The following is a 16,949-nucleotide window of genomic DNA, read 5'->3' on the forward strand; positions in this document are numbered from 1 at the left end:
CCATTCCCTCCCTATTCTAGCCGTTCCATTACAGGCTACTGGAAGGGTGTTTGAAAGTCAAATTGTTTGTATAAAAGGCTGCCGGTCTAGTTGACGGCAGCCTTCATCACTCAATTTATTGTCATTTGATTTTTGGGCGGCGGTGTTTTTCGTTTTTTCGCATTGATTTTTTTATCCACCCAAACTGTAGCCAGAGGTGTTAACAAAGAGGTGACAATGACGCTTGTCGCAATGATTGCAGTTGCAGATTCAGCTACAGGGGCAAATGTGGAATTCGCTTCCGCTAATGCGTATGGCACAGCGACAGCCGCTCCCGCTGTTGATGAAGCTGCCACTCCCGCGACACCGTCTCCCCGGGCAATGAAACGATCAAGCAAAAACAAGGAACCGCCGGATAAGATGACAACAGATACACCGATCAAAATGCCTAATAGCCCTGACTGAATCAGCATTCCAAAATTTAAAGTGTTGCCAAGTGAAAATGCAAAAAACGGAATGATTGCCGGCACAACCTTGCTGAATAAATCTCTGAGATCATGATCAAGATTTCCAAGAATGCAGCCGAGCAAAAACGGAATGACTGTTGCTGCCAGCGTTTCCCAAGGAAAAGCAGCCAGTCCGGTGACACCGAACGTAACCATGGTCATAAAAGGCCCAGATTCTGTACTGATAAATGCGAATGCGCCGGCATCTTCTTTTCTGCCCATATGATTCATGAGCGCCAAATAGAGGCCGCCGTTGGTTTCATTCATCACTGCAACAATGGCTAGAACAGAAAGACCTGCAAAAAACCCGGATTGTATGCCTTCATCGGGTATAAATTGAGCCGCAATCACACCAAGCAGTGCCGCAAACCCAATCTTTCCCAATAATAAGGTAATCCCTTTTCTTGCAATATAGCCTGAGGAACGGAAATCAATCGTCGCTCCAACGCAAAAGATAAAAACGCCTAGTATAGGAAGGGTTCCTGTAATAAGCGCGCCGGTAAACCCTCCAAAGAACTCTGCTGTTCCAGGCGCAAACGTATTGAGCGCTGCTCCCAGAAACAGCGGAATAATCATCATTCCGCCAGGTACCCGTTCAATTGTCGCTTTGATTTTCATTTATATTCTCCCATCCTCCGGTTATGGAAAAACAATACCCCTTATGTGGCTACACTTGGAAAACAGCCTGTAAATCCTCTTTTGAACAGCTTTCCAGCTGGCTTCCGACTCCGACGGCACCAGCTCCTGCCTTGAGCCATTCCGGAACCTCAGACGGATGGATTCCGCCAGTCGGTATAAAAGTAACCTGAGGAAAAGGGCCCGCTAAATTTTTCATGAAAGGGATGCCGAATACACCGCTTGGAAACAGCTTTAATGTAGTAAATCCGCATGTCAGCGCTTCCATAATTTCGCTCGGTGTCAGTACGCCAGGGATATAATGCGTCTTCACAAACGATAGGTGTTCAGCAAGATCTGTTGAAAAACCCGGACTGACAATAAATTGTGCTCCTGCTTCCGCAGCTTCTCCCGCCTGCTGCGCAGTGATGACCGTGCCCGCTCCGATTAAGACATCCTCCCGATTTCTGTAGGACTCAATAATAGCAGAAGCTCCAGGTGTCGTATAAGTGACTTCAATTGCTCGAATCCCTTTATTTATTAAACTCTCAATCTGCTGACAGGCCTGCTGTTTATCCTTTGAACGAATGACTGCAATCAGCCTGGCTTCTTTCAGACGGTTTTCTACTCCATTGGACTCCATATTTAACAATCCCCTTTCTTATGGTGAACCGTTCTTTGAGCAGATAAAAATGCGGCTAGTTTTTCCCTTGTCGGCAAACCGTCCATGTCCCCCGGTGCCTGAACTTGCAATGCGCCGATCGCATTCCCCCTTTGCACTGCATCCTTGTACGGCAAGCCATCAAGAATTCCACTGATGACGCCGACAGCAAAGCCGTCTCCGGCACCGACTGTGTCAACGACCTGATCAACCCGGCAGCCCTCTGTATATCCTTCACTTTCCTTTGATCTAAAGTAAGCGCCTTCTTTTCCAAGTTTAACAGCGACAAAGCTTACACCTTTTTCAAGATAAAAATCCGCAATGCCTTCAGGCGTTTTTTCGCCAGTCAATAGCTCTCCCTCTGCGATTCCAGGGAGGAACCAATCCGAAAGCCCCGCCAAATCATTAATCGTATGTGCCATTGTTGCTTGATCAGGCCAAAGAGCGGGTCTTAGGTTAGGATCTAATGAGATGGTTTTTCCAGCCTGTTTCATGTCTTTCATTACATAATAGGTGAAGTCTTTCATATCGGCAGACAAAGCCGGGGGTATACCCGTAACATGCAGATGGCCAGCGCTTTGAAAATAGTCTCTTGGGTATTCAGCAGCTGTTAAAGTGCTTGCAGCTGAGTTTTTCCTGTAATACGTTACCACAGGATCGCCTTCTTTCACTTTGGACTTCAGCAGCAGCCCCGTTGGATTTCCACCCTGAGACCGGATCACGCGAGACACATCCACTCCCTCTTTTTTCAGCTCCTGAAGAATAAATGTTCCGAGCTGATCATTGCCGACTTTGCTCATCCAGCCCATTTGGAAGCCAAGTCTGGCCAGACCGCAAGCCACATTGCTTTCTGCCCCGGCCAGCCCTTTTGAGAATGTGGAAGCTTCATGAAGGCCTCCATACTCATTTGCATAAAACATGGCCATCGATTCGCCGAAAGTAACTGCATCAAGCTTCATTTCCCATCCTCCCCTTCGTTGAGGGCACCTTGGATTAAAGTGACTTTCTCATGATGACTTTTGCCTCTAATTCGATGGTTTGAGGCGCTCCCTCGTCACCTTCAATCCTTTTTAATACGCGTTCCATCGCCGTCTTGCCCATATCATGTGACGGCTGGGCGATCGTTGTAATGCCCGGGCCGATGAGTTTATACCATTCCGTATCATCGAATCCGGCAATCCCTGTATCTTGGGGAATGCGCAGCCCTATTTCTTCCATACAGCTGATAATCTTTAGCATAATCAAGCCATTTAAAGCAAGAATCGCTTTTCTTTGCTCAGGCATCTCGTTGATAAAAGAGCGTAGCGCCTTCTCAAGCTGCTTCTTGTCTTTGACATCAATTTCATACATTCGCTTGATTCCATCCACATTTCGCACCGCGGCAATCTCCTGATAAACAGCTGCTCTCTCCGCCCGGGGGCTGATGGATGCAATCGGTTCGGTAAACAGCGCGACATCTGTGTACCCTTTGCTGTAAATCTGCTGGAGGATCTCTTCAGTTATCCTTCTGTTGTCAGTCGTTACGGTATCCAATTTTAGATCCGGCAATTTGCGGTCAATTAATACTGTCGGAACCTGATGTTCGGCAAAGGAATATAAAATATCCTTGTTTTCCCCCGTTGCATTTAAAATCAGCCCTTCTACAGAATGCGCTTCGAGCTTTAGCAGCATTTCCCGTTCTTTTTCAGGACTGTTATCAGTGTTGCACACCATGATGCTGTAGCCATATTGATCACAAACCTCTTCAACTCCCCTAAATGCTGCGACTGAAAAGGGATTTGTAATGTCGGCTACAACAAATCCGATTAATTTGCTTTTTTTTATTTTCAAACCTTGTGCCATCTTACTCGGCCGATAATTCAATTCAGCGATTGCTTTTTTTATGTTTTTTACCTTTTCAGGAGATATCGCGTCAATTTTCCCGTTGATATAACGAGAAACGGTTGATTTTGATACTCCTGCAAATTCAGCTACGTCTTTGATGGTGATATGGCCTGTTGTTTTCTTTTTCATTCAAGTGCTCCTGTATCGTCTTATAATTTGAAACCGATTTCAAAACCGTTACAACACAAGAATACCATATTTTAAAAAATTGAAAAGTATTTTTTTAATAATGTGCTTATTCACAAAATTTACGTTGACTCTTTTCTCTATTTATCCTAAAATTTTCTTTGAAACCGTTACCAAAATATTTTCATTCAAGTGATGCCGAAATCCTAACCAAGGGGGAAATCCAATGGAAAATCGTTATTCTGTACACCCTGAACAAGTAAAACGCTTTACAACCGAGGAGCTTCGCAGTCATTTTTTAATGGACACGTTATTTACGGAAAATAAGCTGACCATGTATTACTCTCATGAAGACCGCGTTGTGATCGGCGGTGCAGCACCCGGACAGAGCGAACTGAAGCTTGATGCCGGAGACTTTCTTAAAACTGACTTTTTTCTGGAACGGCGAGAAATCGGTATTATTAACGTCGGCCAGCCTGGTGCGGTGAAAGTCGGCGATGATGAATATGTGCTTCAAACAAAGGATTTTCTATATATCGGGATGGGCAATCGGGATGTAGCATTTAAAAGCCTGAACGGAGAAACAGCAAAGTTTTACTTCGTCTCCTCGGGCGCGCATCAAAGCTATCCGACGCAAAAAGCCGCTCTTTCTGAACTGACCCCGGACCGGCTCGGCGACGCAGCAGCATCAAATGTAAGAAGCCTGTACAAAGTCATCCATCAAGATGGCATTCAAAGCTGTCAGCTGATGATGGGAATCACAATGCTAGACGAAAACAATAACTGGAACACCATGCCGGCACACGTTCATGATCGCCGGATGGAGGCTTATCTCTATCTTGATCTTGAGAAGGATTCAAAGGTTTTTCACTTCATGGGTCAGCCGGATGAAACACGCCACCTTGTTGTCGGAAATGAACAGGCTGTCCTTTCTCCTGCCTGGTCCATTCATTCTGGCGCAGGAACATCTAACTACAGTTTTGTGTGGGCAATGGCTGGTGAAAACTACACATTTACGGACATGGATCTTGTGCCGATGGATGGGCTGAAATAAGATGAGTTATCTGCAAGAGGCATTTTCATTAGAAGGAAAAACGGCACTGGTAACAGGACCGGGTACGGGAATCGGCCAAGGAATCGCCAAAGCGCTGGCAGGCGCCGGTGCTGATATTATCGGCACATCACATAAAAGCAGCCTCTCAGAAACACAGCAGCTTGTAGAACAAGAAGGCCGCACATTCACTTCCTTTACATTGGATATGAGCAAGCCTGATGCAATAAAGGATACAGCGGCTGAACTGTTTGAAACACAGCAAATCGACATCCTTGTCAATAACGCCGGCATTATTCACCGGGAAAAAGCGGACACTTTCGCTGAAGAGAATTGGCATAACGTGCTGAATGTGAACCTAAACAGCTTGTTTATCCTGACACAGCTTGCCGGCAAACACATGCTGAAAAGAGGCCATGGGAAGGTTATCAATATTGCCTCTCTCCTCTCTTTTCAAGGCGGTATTCTTGTTCCGGCCTATACAGCAAGCAAGCATGCCGTTGCTGGTTTAACAAAATCGTTTGCAAATGAATGGGCCGCATCCGGCGTACAAGTTAACGCGATAGCGCCTGGCTATATATCCACTGCCAATACACAGCCTATCCGGGATGATGAAAAGCGAAATGAAGACATTTTAAAAAGGATTCCAGCCGGCCGCTGGGGCAAAGCTGATGATATCGGCGGGACGGCTGTTTTTCTGGCGTCTCGCGCATCTGATTATATCAATGGACATATTTTAGCAGTAGACGGCGGCTGGCTTGCCCGCTGACCAAAAGAAAAAGCTGATGATCATAGATCATCAGCTTTTTCGCGATTACATCATATTCGGTTCAACAGGTAAAACCTTTTTCACCTCATCAATGATGCGTTCATTTTCTCCGCCCGCATAAATATGAATCGAGCCGCTGTCTTGATTTGAGCGAATCAGACGGCCAATCCCCTGTCGCACGCGCAACAGCATATACGGAAGGTCAACCTCTTCAAATGGGTCTTTTCTCGCGCTATTGCGTTTTGCCGTAAATACAGGGTCATGAGGCGGAAACGGCAATGACCAGATCGTGACATTCTTCAGTGCGTCACCAGGAATATCAAGCCCTTCCCATAGGTGAACTGAACATAAAACCGTTTCCTCTTCTCCTTGGAATTTTTCTACTAAGCTGCTGATTTCCTCGTCGCCTTCAAAGTAAATCGGATACGGCAATTCCCAAGCAGCTGCGAGCTCTTTAAACTCGTTTAATTCCTCAAAAGACGGGAAGAGCACTAGCGTTCTGCCTTTATAGTGCTTAATTGTCTCTATTGTTTGAGCTGTTTTTTGTTCAGCGCTCATTTCTGTTTTCCCATAAAGGGTAACAGTCATTTGTTCGTCATAATCATAAGGAGAATCAACCGTTAACGATAAGTAATCGTGAATTCCCAGACTGTCCGCAATGTAGTCAAACGAACCGCCTTCTGACAGCGTTGCAGAAGAAAAGATATACGGAATTTTCTTTGAAAACACTTTCTCGCCAAGCACTTCTGCTACTGTTCTCGGCATCACGACAAAAGTGGATTCCGCTTCCTTTTGCTCCAGCCAGCTGATCGCATCCTTTTGATATAAAGATAGTGAATACGCCATTTGCTCTACATATTCCTCAACGACTGACAGCTCGTATTGATCAATGGTGTACATTTCTGACTCAAATACGAGTGCTTCACCAATTTTATCAAGCAAACGGCACAGCTCGTCCGCCGCTTTTTTGACACGCTGATCATTCTTTATTTCCAAACGGTGCGACCCGACCACTTCTCTTGATTCTTCAGAAAGAACATAGAAAAACTCGTCGTTTGCAGCAAGTGCATCTTCTATCAATTCAGCAAATTCTTCTCTAATGTCATTTTGAAGCAAACGTTCTAAAAATAATTCGAGAGTTGATTGCTTGACTCTGTAGGTTAACGCTTTTTGCGCGGCAAACTCTAACAGATGCCCTTCATCAAATACAACCGCACAATGATCAGGCAGCAGCGGCAGCTGTCCCTCCCGCTTGCGCGATTCTTCCGTCCATACATGTTCCATATAGAAATCATGTGAACAAATGATCAAGTCTGTTGACTTGCGATAATAATCTCTTGATAGCGTCAAGCCGCATCTATGTCTCATATCACATGTCAGGCAATCTTGAAACGAGTCGTAGCTTACTTGCGACCATTCTTCATTTGAAAGGTTCGCGTATTGCTTTCGGTCGCCATACGGATAGAACCGCTGCATGGCCTGTGACTCATGGACAAATGACGGTAAAGCTTCATAAAGATCAAGCCACTTTTCATCATCAGATCGCTGCATTGTTTTTTCAAGCTTTTTCAAGCATAGATACTGCTCATGTGATTTCGATAGCCTTGTATCAATCTTTAGATCCAAATGTTCAGCCAGTTTCGAAATGTCTCCCTCTTTTTTCACGAGCTGTTCGATTAACGTTTCATCAGCACAAGCAATAATGGCCGGTTTTCCGACATATCTTGCATAGCTGATCGCAAAAAGAAGGTAAACAAGTGTTTTCCCCGTTCCAACTCCGGCTTCGGCAAACATGACTTTTTTCTCTTTAAACGCCCGTTCCAGCTGAAAAGCCATGAACACCTGCTCATCTCGAAGATCAAACCCTTTTTCGGGAAGAATATCGTAAAACACGTCACCAATCCAATTGTTCAATTCTTCATAAAAATTCTTTGTTTTCGTTAAAGAAAAAGGCAAACGTGATGTTGTCACCCAGTTCCAACCCCCAACTATTCGGCATTCAGACCATCAATATTATCATTTCCCGCTGCTGAATACAATAAAAAAACTTGGCAGTGCCAAGCTTTTTGTGAATTACTTTCGGTTGATCACATGCGAGGATAAAAAAGGATGGTCTGTTGAATGAATATGTTCTACCGCTTTTTCTAAATTATTTTGCGCATGTGAAATCACAGACGGAGACGCATCATCAGCTCTGCTGAGCTCCTTCAGCTCGTTTGCGGTTGCGTCAAGCGCCCTTTGAATGAGATTAAAATGTTCGCTGTTCAGCATGAGATCACCTCTAATTGAAATAATCATCATTGTATGCGAACTTTTCGTTTTATATACATGCTTTCCGCATGTTATCACTGAAATGTGCACAAACTACAACTGATACTCCGTCATGGACTATCCGTCTTATCAACAATATTCTATCAGGGAGTGATGTTGACATGAGTTATAAAGACCGATTAGATCAGCATTCTGAACTGTTTCATCACAATTGGACGCGGCCTAAACGTTCTAAGTCTCAAGTAAACGGTCACACCGAAATGTCCCAAACCAACATTATATTAAGAAGTAACGCGAAAGCGCACCGTTGGTAACGATAGAATATGGCTGAAAGATGAAAGAAGACGCTTCAGAGCGTCTTCTTTTTATGCGTGTTCCGTTTTTTTACGCTGAGGTCTCACTTTAGACCAATACTGATAGTAATCCGTTTTAATAAATCCATTAAAGAGCTTTCGTTTCTTCGTCGCTTTTCTTCCATATGCTTCCTCAAAATTTTCATTTGAAGTCAGCATATACACAGACCACGTATCAAGCGGTTCGAACGCCTGTCCCATTTCTTTGTACATCTGCTCCACAGCTTTTTTCTCTCCGAGACGCTCTCCGTACGGCGGGTTTCCGACAATCACGCCAAACTCAAGTTTTGTAGTGAAGTCCTTTACCTGCAATTGTTTAAATTCGATTAATTCGCTCAGTCCCGCTTCCTCCGCATTTTCTTTTGCAATTTGCACCATGCGATGATCTACGTCACTGGCGAAAATCGTAAGCGGCTGATCATAGTTTGCCTTTTCTTCGACTTCAAGCCGTGCTTTGTCCCACAGATCTTTACCGATCCACTCCCAATCCTCTGAGACAAAATCGCGGTTAAATCCTGGGGCAATATTTTGGCCGATTAATGCCGCTTCAATCGCGATCGTTCCGGAACCGCAAAAAGGATCGACAAATGGACGGTCCGGAGTCCAATTTGTTAATTGCACCAAAGCGGCAGCAAGCGTTTCTTTAATGGGCGCGCCTCCCTGATCCACGCGGTATCCTCGTTTGTGGAGGCCTGTCCCTGACGTATCAAGTGTAATAACCGCCTGATCCTTCAATAAAGAAATTTCCACTTTATATTCGGCGCCTGTTTCTTCGATCCAGTCATTGGCTTTGCCGGACTGCAGCTTGAGCTTTTCAACAATCGCTTTTTTGACAATCCGCTGACAGTCGGGAACGCTTGCAAGTGTTGATTTAACGGATTTACCGATGACAGGGAATTTCCCGTTCTCCGGTATAAATGAGCGCCAATTAACCGCTTTCGTTTTTTCAAACAGCTCATCAAATGTTTTCGCTTTAAATGTAGCAACTTGAACCTTTACGCGGTCTGCCGTTCTCAGCCAAAGATTCGCACGGCAAATCGCAAGCGCATCACCTTCAAAGATAATTTTTCCGTTATCAACCTTGCATTCATATCCTAAGTCACGAACTTCTTTTGCAACTACAGCTTCAATTCCCATCGGCGCTGTTGCAATTAGTGTATACTTCTTCATCGTATCACCCTGTCTTTTAAAACTTTTCTCATCAAGATAAAAGCTCTCCTTAGACGGGAGAGCTTGATTTCATCATTTAATTTAAGTGATCTAACGTTCTGTAAGCCATGTTTTGTTCCGTCGTACTGCAATCGGCTCATCACCTCGTACTCAGGCGGCAATCATCTATCTACAGAAAGCATTCTGTCCTTCTCTCCGTTGAATTCCGTCAAGAAGGTTCCCCTACCAAAATTTGGGTTTCTCGCTCGAGGGGTTTACCGCGTTCCACTCTCACCATTTCTAGTGAGACTTCGTCACTGTGGCACTTTCAAGGATACTCAGCCATATCCAAAGGACGTAGGCTTTTTTCCTGCCGTCAGCCTATCAAGGCTGCCCTAGCTTATGACTTCGCTAGGCACGAACACTACGGGCATCTCAGCACCGTGCGAGCATGGACTTTCCTCTACAGATTCAAGATCTGCAGCGATTACCCGAACGTTAAGAACATGAATTATTATATAACAACTGATTGGGATTTACAAGCGCCATTTATTACTAGCGCAGATCAATCATAAAGCTTGCTGCCAAAAACATGCTTTTCTAAGTTAGACAGCCGTTTTAAGATATCAAAGTTCGTTGTGTTTGATTGCACTGGCTGTTTTTTGCTGGCTTCTTCAAGCTGTTTTTTCAGCTGCAGATTTTCCTGTTGCAGTTCTTCAATTTCTTGATGGAAGGTTTCATAATCCTTAATGATCATATCTAAAAATTTGTCAACGTCTTCTTGTTTGTAACCTCTAACGCCTGTTTTAAATTCTTTTTCTAAAATGTCTTTCGCAGAAAGCTTTACTTTATCAGCAAGCATCTTTTTCACCTCGTATCGTGAATCATCATCTTATATTTTTTCAGAAATCTGTACGATTGTCAAATTTCTCTTTCTTTGTTATGAATAGCTGTCTTCCTCTACTGTCACTCTCAGATCATCCATGGTGATAAAGTAGATCGGATAGCCATCCTGTTCGCGTCTTTTTTCAGCTGTCTCAAGCATATACTTTGGGGAACCGTCCATTTCCGGGTCATATAAAAGCATAAGCGCGTCAGACTTATCAATGAAGAACTGATTTTTTTGTTTAAATTGGAGCGGGCTTTCATAAGGACGGTGAGTCAGGCTTGCCTCGTAGTCCGCCTGGGCCAGAACAGCTTCATACAGTTCCTTATTCGGCTCTTTCCAGTTCTTTTCCTGCTCGTAAAATGGTGTGATAACAGCAACCTTTATGTCAGGATATTCTTCCTGCAAATCATATGCAGCTTCGGCCGACCAGAGTTCCGTTCCAAGCTGCCCTGAAATTAAAATCCATTCTAATCCTTCATCCAAAAAGGCAATCAGCCGGTTCTTAATGGCTTTTTTTATGTAATACAGCGCCTTGTCATCCTGTTTAAATATCCCCAGTTCAAACGGTTTATATCCTGTTATTGCTAATACCTTCATCATTTCACCTGCTTTAAAAAATGGGGCTCCCATTGGGCCCCATTTGATGTGCTGCGTTGTTACACCATCAAGCTGCACGTTTTCATACTAGTAGTCGCAGCAAGGTTTTCCTGCTTGAAAATGCTGATGCGTAGCCGGATCAACATTTGAGAAAGTGTGTGGAAAGTAGTGAACATGCTGGAAATGCTGGTGATTTACGTTTGTTGTGTGCTGTGGGTGAATGTGCGGCACGATTGTATTTGAAAACGTATGGTGTTCACAGCAATGAGTAGGATGGACAATCGGCGCCATCATGTGCGGTCTGCAGTGATGCATAATTTTAATCCCCTTTCCATAAACTTTATTACAATACTAAGCTATGAAAAATAGGGGGTACATGTTCTGATGCAAAGACCTATTTTAAAAGTGTGCGATTAAGCTGTCTTTAAAGTTTGAAAATACGAAAGCAATCAAAAAAACAACGACGAAGAACAAATAAAAAACTCCCTTATACATACCAACTCTCCCTTTAAAAATAACTAACGTCATTTTACAGGATTCGCCGGTATTCTACAACAAAATCGTTGTGAATCCAGCAAAAAAATTTCATGGCGAAAGAAGTCGTCTTTTGCGCTTTCCCGGGGAATATTTAAGAGGAATATTTCCTCTTCAGACGGGCAATTCTCACACGCAGATTTTCCGTTTCTTTTTCTGATAAGAACGCCTCATCGGCAAGTAATTGTTCAGCTGTATGTAAAGCTTTCCCGAATTCCTTTTTCTTATGCTCAAAATATTTCGCAAGCTCTATCGCTGAAGTGTACCTGCATTTTTGGTGCTGAGAATGGGATAGTTTCTCCCAAAGCAGTACTGCGTCTTCTAGGCGGTTTTGTTTTTTGTACAGCAATGATAAGTCCAAAAGGGCTCTGTCTTTATTTTCAAATGACTTTTCTTTAAGTCTCTCAAGCTGATTGACTGCTTGGTCTGTTTCCTTATGGGCCATAAACCATTTGGCCATTGCGTAAGCTTCATCATGCTCTTTTGGCGCATCAGAAGCGGAAAGAATTTTCTTTGACATATGAATGTACAGTGAAATTAATGACAGCACATCCATTTCATTATGGTGCAGCACACCCTTTAAAAGATCCGGTTCCTGTGCCTTAATAAAATGAAAGTACAGCATCGGCGCCAAATAGCCCGGGGTGTCTTCTTTTCTGCTTACGCCGAGTTCTTCTTTTTCAACTGAGCCAAGCGACACGCGTTCCATTTTGTGCTTCCACAAACGCCTTGCCCCATGCAAGAGGTCAAAATGCCCGAATTCCGGAAGCTTCGGGAGCCTGTCACGAATCAACGTATGCCTTGTTTTTACCTGCGGCCAATCAAAAGCTTTTCCGTTGTAGGTTACAAGTGACGTAATATCAACCTCGCTTAAAAAGCTCTGATACAAGGCGACTTCATTCCCCGGTTTCGGCAGAAGATGCTGTTTGACCGCCACTCGATCTTTATATACCCTTGCATGGCCGAGCAAAAAAATCGTATTGCCGGCTCCCCCGCCAAGACCTGTTGTTTCTGTATCAAAGAAAAAGAGGCTATTGTTTTCATATCCTTTTGCAGATAATGTATGCGAGAGGCTGCTTTTGTTCCATAGCGCGATGACTTCATCCAGCTCGGAAAAACAGTAATGTCCGTGCCGATGGGAGAGCGGATATTCCACTTCCCTGATCAGACAGTATTCATCCTCAAAGAAGAAAGGCTTCACACCATAAGCCTCCCACTCTTTAAGAAACGGTATATCAGAGCGAATGTCTGAAGTCCCATTCTCTTCTATCTTGTGTTCTGCTTCCTCCAGCACCATATGCTTTTTCATACGCTGGAGTTTTCCTTTTAACGACATGCCTAACCTCCTTTCCTTATGATATTTGATCCAACAGCTGCAAAATTCGTTCCTTGGCTTTTATTCCTTCTATTTCAGTACCTATACAAGACGGACAGCCATCATGACAAGGACATTGTTTTATCAGCCGCTTAGCCGCTTCATTAATGTCAGCAAACCGTTTAAAGACTTCCTCTGCCAAGCCGATTCCGCCCGGATAATGGTCATACAAAAATACCGTTGGCAAACCGGTATGGGCAGCTTTGATTTGCGAAACGACATGGACATCATTTCGGTCACACATAATATACACAGGGACAATATGCTGCAAAACATTTGATATGCCGAGAAGCAGCTGTTCGAGTGTCTTTTCTCCAATGTCTTCATCAATGGTTTTGATTTCAAGCCAAGCCGCACTCGTGTGCAGTTCTTCTTCCGGTAAATGAATAGGGCCTGAACCGATATTTTCAAAAGTAGTCATCTTAATCTTTTTAAAAATAGTCGGTAAAGCATTTACCGTAACATCGCCGTAATGTAAAGATGTACGGCCCCTCTCTTTTGTTTTGTCAATTTCCAGCACCTTCAGCTGGACTGCCAGATTGGCATCTGTGTAATACTCCACATCAACTCTTCTGACATAAGCTTTTTTATGATCCCAATCAAGCTTTTCCACTTGGAATTGCACGCCTTCATGCAAATAGATCGCTTCATCATGAAGAAGTGTCATCGCACTAAACCGGTCCATTTCACCGATGATTCTCACATTCGCAATATCCGTCTGATCGACAATGACCACATTTTCTTGTGAAGCCGAACGCAGACTGATATTTGAAGCAGGAAACGATTCGTTTGCCCAGTGATAACGTTCCCCATTGCGGTGCAGAACACCTTCTTCCTGAAGGTACTCGAGAATATCACTGACATCCAGCGGCCCGAACTCTTCATCAGCTTTGAAAGGAAGCTCATAAGAAGCGCATTTTAAATGATCAACTAAAATAATTAGATTCTCCGGGTTGATTCTTGCCGATTCCGGCGAACGGTCAAAAAAGTATTCAGGATGGCGCACAATATACTGGTCAATCGGCGTTGAATTAGCCACCATAACAATCAAGGACTCACCGTGTCTTCTGCCGGCTCTACCCGCCTGCTGCCACGCACTTGCCACACTTCCGGGATAACCGGTCATGATACAGACCTGCAACTGACCGATATCAACCCCGAGCTCCAGCGCATTTGTGCTGACTACCCCAAGAATTTCACCTTCTCGCAGCCCTCTTTCGATTTCTCTTCGTTCTTTTGGAAGATATCCTCCCCGATAGCCTCTGATTGACTTTGCCCCGATCTTTTTTTTCACCAGTTCCTGAATATGGCTTAAAATAATCTCCACCCGCACTCTGCTTCTGGCAAATACAATGGTCTGCACTTTGTTCTTCAGGAACTCTTTCGCCAGCTCGTTTACTTCTACAGTTGCGCTTTTTCTGATGTTAAGCGGCTGATTAACAATTGGCGGATTATAAAATACAAAGTGCTTCCGTCCGCTTGGCGCTCCGTTGTCATCGACCAGCCTCATTGAGTTTCCGGTCAGCTGCTCTCCCAATTCCTTCGGATTCGCGATCGTCGCCGAGGTACAAATAAAGATCGGATCACTACCATAAAACCGGCAGATCCGTTTCAGCCGACGGATTACATTTGCGACATGGCTTCCGAATACACCGCGATACGTGTGTAGCTCGTCTATCACAATATATTTAAGGTTTTCAAACAGACTCACCCATTTTGTATGATGCGGAAGAATGGCCGAGTGGAGCATATCAGGGTTTGTAATCACAATGTGCCCTGCTTTTCTGACTTTTTGTCTGATCGCTGGAGATGTGTCTCCGTCATATGTAAAACTTTTAATATCAATGCCCATCTCATCAATGATTTCATTGAGCTCACTTTTTTGATCCTGGGCCAGCGCTTTAGTAGGAAATAAATATAATGCCCGATTTGTATCGTCCTCGGCGATAGATTGCAGGACAGGCAGGTTGTAGCATAATGTTTTTCCGGATGCCGTAGGCGTTACAGTTACAATACTTTCACCTTTTTGTACAAATTGAAAAGCGGAATATTGGTGGGTATATAAGGCATCAATTCCCCTTTTAGCAAGGGCTGTCTTGATTCTCTCATCTATACGTTCAGGCATCGGTGTTGTCCTTGCTTCACGAGGCTCAATTTCATGCCAGTTCACAACGTTTTCATTTCCTTTCAATTCAGAAATGAGTTCAGTCAGTGATTTCTTTTTCATTCTTTACACCTCTTTGTCAAGTACAGTTTACCGAATATTTGTTTGCATGGCTAGGTGCAAATTTTATACAATCGGACAACAAAAAAGCAAGGCATCCGCCCTGCTTATTTCGCTTTTATTGTGAGCAGCTTTGTTTCGCCTTTATGTGCAGCCTTTTCACCTGCAGGCTCTATTGTTTCCACAGCTTCCCCATTCATAATAACGATAGGGATGACTGCGCTGCTCGCTTTCTCTTTTATTAACTCCAAATCACACGTGATGAGCGGGTCGCCGACCTTTACTTTGTCACCTTCTTTAATATGAGCGGTAAATCCTTCTCCGTTCATATTTACGGTTTCTAAACCGACGTGAATTAACAGCTCGATTCCCGAACGTGCCCGGATGCCCACAGCGTGTTTTGTATGAAACAGCTGAATCACTTCACCTTCAACAGGTGAAACAATTTCACCATTAGAGGGTTCAACTGCAATTCCTTCGCCCATCATTTTTTGTGAAAAAACAGGGTCCGGCACATCTGTGAGATCCATTACCGTCCCATCTGCCGGAGAATAGATGACCTCTTCCGTACTTTTTTCCTCTGATTTTCCCATTCCGAATAATTTTTTCAGCAATGTGTTATCTCCCTTCCAATTCATCAACCGTTATCCCTTCATTCACCACCTATTTAACCACACTTTCAATTTGGCTTCAATTTATAACAACATCTGGCACAAACGCATAGTCTGATTAAAAAAGGCGGTGGCTCATTTGGATTTTAAAGATGACGAAAAGAATGAATTGTCTAAGAAAGAAGAAATCATCAATCAAGCAATGGACCATCTGTTTCAATCTTCTGCATCAGGAAATCTTTTACATGGTTTTCAAAACCTGATCGACTCTAGTTTCAAAGATGTACAGACAACGATAGACGTCAGAGAAAGTGATGAGGGTCTGTATGTCGATATCACAATTCCAGCAACGTTTCGAGACGGCGAGATTCTCATCGACATTAAGTCCCGGTACTTCCATGTAACGCTTCAGGAAAAACAGAAGGAGCAAAACGCCTCCACATTAACAAGCATGACAAGAACCGTACAGCTGCCTTACGAAGTGCATCAGGAACAAATGGAAACGTCATGGAGTGAGCAGACAATGACGCTTTTCTTCCCAAAAAATAAGCATGAATGATTTGATTCATTCATGCTTCTCTTATTTAAAAAAGCTGGTAAACCCCTTTATTAATGAGCCAACTTGATTCATGGCACTCATAACTTGGCCTGTTGTATCCATCATTTTATTAAAGTCAAACTGCCCGTTCGCTTTTTTGAATTGTGACATAATACTTTGAACCTGTGAAGGCTGCTGCTGATTCGGTCTTGCGATAGGATAAGGATTAAGAAATACAGGCGGCTGCATAGGCATAGACTGAGGCGGAATATACGGCTGATAAAACTCCTGTTGTCCGTAATGCTGCGGAACGTATGGTTCAGAATGAACAGGCGCATTCTGGTGATAATATCCCTGCATTTGCTGAGGATAATAATAACCCAATTGCCGAGGATTGTTTTGAGGTCTTCTTTTCATTGCGAATTCCCCCTAGACTCAACATATTTCTCTCTTCTATATGTATGAATCATTTCTTTTGTTTGTGTCTGATGCCATTAAGCGTGTTTGTCAAATTGTGTCGAAAGTTTAAATTTTTTAAAAACAGAAAAAAGTCGAATCATTATGATACCATATTTTCAATACAGATGAGAGGGGATGCACCATAATGAACGTATCATACTTAAGCAAACGTTTTGCAGAAATGAAGAAATATGAAACAGACTGTGTGAATAAACTGATGGACTTTGCCAAGTTCCTCTATATTCAAGGACACCTCAATGCAACTGATTTTCGTAACAGTATGAAGGTTCTGGAAGCAAATGGAGCAGAAAGCCCGGCATATGAGCTGAATTAACGTCCGGCCCCCTATAATAAAAAT

20 protein-coding genes and 1 other RNA gene are annotated in these 16,949 nt (G+C 43.6%); 5 read left to right on the forward strand and 16 right to left on the reverse strand.

Translation table 11 applies throughout. The annotated features are described in order from the left end of the window. Nucleotides 1-110: 110 nt before the first annotated feature. The 4 genes from kdgT to HC660_RS10955 are packed head-to-tail and all read right to left on the reverse strand — an operon-like array spanning nucleotide 111 to nucleotide 3,774. Nucleotides 111-1,103, reverse strand: coding sequence for a 2-keto-3-deoxygluconate transporter (gene kdgT / locus HC660_RS10940; RefSeq protein WP_168748095.1), 993 nt, complete (start codon nucleotides 1,101-1,103; stop codon nucleotides 111-113). Between the two features lie 49 nt (nucleotides 1,104-1,152). Then, a complete protein-coding gene (gene eda, locus HC660_RS10945; RefSeq protein WP_010334681.1) occupies nucleotides 1,153-1,743 on the reverse strand; it encodes a bifunctional 4-hydroxy-2-oxoglutarate aldolase/2-dehydro-3-deoxy-phosphogluconate aldolase in 591 nt (196 codons plus the stop codon). 2 nt (nucleotides 1,744-1,745) lie between these two features. Continuing rightward, a complete protein-coding gene (gene kdgK, locus HC660_RS10950) occupies nucleotides 1,746-2,720 on the reverse strand; it encodes a 2-dehydro-3-deoxygluconokinase (RefSeq protein ID WP_168748096.1) in 975 nt (324 codons plus the stop codon). A gap of 34 nt (nucleotides 2,721-2,754) precedes the next feature. After that, nucleotides 2,755-3,774 (reverse strand): pectin utilization transcriptional regulator KdgR, encoded by a 1,020-nt coding sequence (locus HC660_RS10955; protein WP_168748097.1) that lies wholly within the window; start codon nucleotides 3,772-3,774, stop codon nucleotides 2,755-2,757. Nucleotides 3,775-3,997: 223 nt separating this feature from the next. Between HC660_RS10955 and kduI the strand changes: the two genes are divergently transcribed. After that, the gene (gene kduI / locus HC660_RS10960; RefSeq protein ID WP_024121818.1) at nucleotides 3,998-4,825 is read left to right on the forward strand and encodes a 5-dehydro-4-deoxy-D-glucuronate isomerase; all 828 of its coding nucleotides are present in this window, start codon (nucleotides 3,998-4,000) and stop codon (nucleotides 4,823-4,825) included. A 1-nt stretch (nucleotide 4,826) separates the two neighbouring features. Further along, nucleotides 4,827-5,591 (forward strand): 2-dehydro-3-deoxy-D-gluconate 5-dehydrogenase KduD, encoded by a 765-nt coding sequence (kduD, locus tag HC660_RS10965; protein ID WP_168748098.1) that lies wholly within the window; start codon nucleotides 4,827-4,829, stop codon nucleotides 5,589-5,591. A 45-nt stretch (nucleotides 5,592-5,636) separates the two neighbouring features. On the opposite strand, the gene HC660_RS10970 is transcribed toward kduD, so the two are convergent. Together HC660_RS10970 and HC660_RS10975 are read right to left on the reverse strand one after the other, a co-directional pair. Beyond that, nucleotides 5,637-7,562: an ATP-dependent DNA helicase gene (locus HC660_RS10970; protein WP_168748099.1), complete on the reverse strand. Its 1,926-nt coding sequence runs from the start codon at nucleotides 7,560-7,562 to the stop codon at nucleotides 5,637-5,639. 102 nt (nucleotides 7,563-7,664) lie between these two features. Further along, entirely contained in the window at nucleotides 7,665-7,862 is a 198-nt protein-coding gene (locus HC660_RS10975; RefSeq protein WP_026014731.1) for a hypothetical protein, read from the reverse strand. Between the two features lie 161 nt (nucleotides 7,863-8,023). Here HC660_RS10975 and HC660_RS10980 point away from each other — a divergent pair, with 161 nt between their 5' ends. Continuing rightward, nucleotides 8,024-8,176: a YpzG family protein gene (locus HC660_RS10980; protein WP_003153548.1), complete on the forward strand. Its 153-nt coding sequence runs from the start codon at nucleotides 8,024-8,026 to the stop codon at nucleotides 8,174-8,176. A 51-nt stretch (nucleotides 8,177-8,227) separates the two neighbouring features. Here HC660_RS10980 and HC660_RS10985 read toward each other — a convergent pair whose 3' ends face one another. From HC660_RS10985 to HC660_RS11025, 9 genes are all read right to left on the reverse strand, one after another. After that, nucleotides 8,228-9,385: a THUMP domain-containing class I SAM-dependent RNA methyltransferase gene (locus tag HC660_RS10985; protein WP_168748100.1), complete on the reverse strand. Its 1,158-nt coding sequence runs from the start codon at nucleotides 9,383-9,385 to the stop codon at nucleotides 8,228-8,230. A 96-nt stretch (nucleotides 9,386-9,481) separates the two neighbouring features. Continuing rightward, an RNA gene (gene rnpB / locus HC660_RS10990) (RNase P RNA component class B) lies at nucleotides 9,482-9,863 on the reverse strand. Nucleotides 9,864-9,929: 66 nt separating this feature from the next. After that, nucleotides 9,930-10,226, reverse strand: a complete 297-nt coding sequence (gpsB, locus tag HC660_RS10995) for a cell division regulator GpsB (protein WP_010334692.1) — start codon at nucleotides 10,224-10,226, stop codon at nucleotides 9,930-9,932. A 78-nt stretch (nucleotides 10,227-10,304) separates the two neighbouring features. Then, nucleotides 10,305-10,850: an SLOG family protein gene (locus tag HC660_RS11000; protein WP_168748101.1), complete on the reverse strand. Its 546-nt coding sequence runs from the start codon at nucleotides 10,848-10,850 to the stop codon at nucleotides 10,305-10,307. Nucleotides 10,851-10,937: 87 nt separating this feature from the next. After that, on the reverse strand, nucleotides 10,938-11,165 hold the full coding sequence (gene cotD, locus HC660_RS11005) for a spore coat protein CotD (protein WP_010334694.1): 228 nt from the start codon (nucleotides 11,163-11,165) through the stop codon (nucleotides 10,938-10,940). Nucleotides 11,166-11,249: 84 nt separating this feature from the next. Then, nucleotides 11,250-11,378, reverse strand: a complete 129-nt coding sequence (locus HC660_RS11010; protein WP_003230707.1) for a hypothetical protein — start codon at nucleotides 11,376-11,378, stop codon at nucleotides 11,250-11,252. Between the two features lie 100 nt (nucleotides 11,379-11,478). Next, a complete protein-coding gene (locus tag HC660_RS11015; RefSeq protein WP_168748102.1) occupies nucleotides 11,479-12,720 on the reverse strand; it encodes a ribonuclease H-like domain-containing protein in 1,242 nt (413 codons plus the stop codon). Between the two features lie 16 nt (nucleotides 12,721-12,736). Beyond that, complete coding sequence (gene mrfA, locus HC660_RS11020) at nucleotides 12,737-14,986, reverse strand: ATP-dependent helicase MrfA (RefSeq protein ID WP_168748103.1); 2,250 nt, start codon at nucleotides 14,984-14,986, stop codon at nucleotides 12,737-12,739. A 104-nt stretch (nucleotides 14,987-15,090) separates the two neighbouring features. Beyond that, on the reverse strand, nucleotides 15,091-15,597 hold the full coding sequence (locus tag HC660_RS11025; RefSeq protein ID WP_029441333.1) for a PTS sugar transporter subunit IIA: 507 nt from the start codon (nucleotides 15,595-15,597) through the stop codon (nucleotides 15,091-15,093). Nucleotides 15,598-15,733: 136 nt separating this feature from the next. On the opposite strand from HC660_RS11025, the gene HC660_RS11030 reads away from it, so the two are divergent. Then, nucleotides 15,734-16,153, forward strand: coding sequence for an Hsp20/alpha crystallin family protein (locus tag HC660_RS11030; protein ID WP_168748104.1), 420 nt, complete (start codon nucleotides 15,734-15,736; stop codon nucleotides 16,151-16,153). Between the two features lie 21 nt (nucleotides 16,154-16,174). Here HC660_RS11030 and HC660_RS11035 read toward each other — a convergent pair whose 3' ends face one another. After that, nucleotides 16,175-16,549, reverse strand: coding sequence for a YppG family protein (locus HC660_RS11035; protein ID WP_168748105.1), 375 nt, complete (start codon nucleotides 16,547-16,549; stop codon nucleotides 16,175-16,177). A 187-nt stretch (nucleotides 16,550-16,736) separates the two neighbouring features. Between HC660_RS11035 and HC660_RS11040 the strand changes: the two genes are divergently transcribed. Then, nucleotides 16,737-16,925 carry a YppF family protein gene (locus HC660_RS11040; RefSeq protein ID WP_010334700.1) on the forward strand — a complete coding sequence of 63 codons (189 nt, stop codon included), beginning with the start codon at nucleotides 16,737-16,739 and terminating at the stop codon, nucleotides 16,923-16,925. The last annotated feature ends 24 nt before the right edge of the window (nucleotides 16,926-16,949 follow it).

Origin of the sequence: Bacillus mojavensis (assembly GCF_012648005.1) — a bacterium.
In the GTDB taxonomy this organism is placed as follows: domain Bacteria; phylum Bacillota; class Bacilli; order Bacillales; family Bacillaceae; genus Bacillus; species Bacillus mojavensis.

What these genes read in the sequence shown, in the direction of transcription:
- kdgT (WP_168748095.1), bottom strand. Translation starts at nt 1,103, where the DNA reads ATGAAAATCAAAGCGACAATTGAACGGGTACCTGGCGGAATGATGATT.
- eda (WP_010334681.1), bottom strand. Translation starts at nt 1,743, where the DNA reads ATGGAGTCCAATGGAGTAGAAAACCGTCTGAAAGAAGCCAGGCTGATT.
- kdgK (WP_168748096.1), bottom strand. Translation starts at nt 2,720, where the DNA reads ATGAAGCTTGATGCAGTTACTTTCGGCGAATCGATGGCCATGTTTTAT.
- HC660_RS10955 (WP_168748097.1), bottom strand. Translation starts at nt 3,774, where the DNA reads ATGAAAAAGAAAACAACAGGCCATATCACCATCAAAGACGTAGCTGAA.
- kduI (WP_024121818.1), top strand. Translation starts at nt 3,998, where the DNA reads ATGGAAAATCGTTATTCTGTACACCCTGAACAAGTAAAACGCTTTACA.
- kduD (WP_168748098.1), top strand. Translation starts at nt 4,827, where the DNA reads ATGAGTTATCTGCAAGAGGCATTTTCATTAGAAGGAAAAACGGCACTG.
- HC660_RS10975 (WP_026014731.1), bottom strand. Translation starts at nt 7,862, where the DNA reads ATGCTGAACAGCGAACATTTTAATCTCATTCAAAGGGCGCTTGACGCA.
- HC660_RS10980 (WP_003153548.1), top strand. Translation starts at nt 8,024, where the DNA reads ATGAGTTATAAAGACCGATTAGATCAGCATTCTGAACTGTTTCATCAC.
- HC660_RS10985 (WP_168748100.1), bottom strand. Translation starts at nt 9,385, where the DNA reads ATGAAGAAGTATACACTAATTGCAACAGCGCCGATGGGAATTGAAGCT.
- gpsB (WP_010334692.1), bottom strand. Translation starts at nt 10,226, where the DNA reads ATGCTTGCTGATAAAGTAAAGCTTTCTGCGAAAGACATTTTAGAAAAA.
- HC660_RS11000 (WP_168748101.1), bottom strand. Translation starts at nt 10,850, where the DNA reads ATGAAGGTATTAGCAATAACAGGATATAAACCGTTTGAACTGGGGATA.
- cotD (WP_010334694.1), bottom strand. Translation starts at nt 11,165, where the DNA reads ATGCATCACTGCAGACCGCACATGATGGCGCCGATTGTCCATCCTACT.
- HC660_RS11010 (WP_003230707.1), bottom strand. Translation starts at nt 11,378, where the DNA reads ATGACGTTAGTTATTTTTAAAGGGAGAGTTGGTATGTATAAGGGAGTT.
- HC660_RS11015 (WP_168748102.1), bottom strand. Translation starts at nt 12,720, where the DNA reads ATGTCGTTAAAAGGAAAACTCCAGCGTATGAAAAAGCATATGGTGCTG.
- mrfA (WP_168748103.1), bottom strand. Translation starts at nt 14,986, where the DNA reads ATGAAAAAGAAATCACTGACTGAACTCATTTCTGAATTGAAAGGAAAT.
- HC660_RS11035 (WP_168748105.1), bottom strand. Translation starts at nt 16,549, where the DNA reads ATGAAAAGAAGACCTCAAAACAATCCTCGGCAATTGGGTTATTATTAT.
- HC660_RS11040 (WP_010334700.1), top strand. Translation starts at nt 16,737, where the DNA reads ATGAACGTATCATACTTAAGCAAACGTTTTGCAGAAATGAAGAAATAT.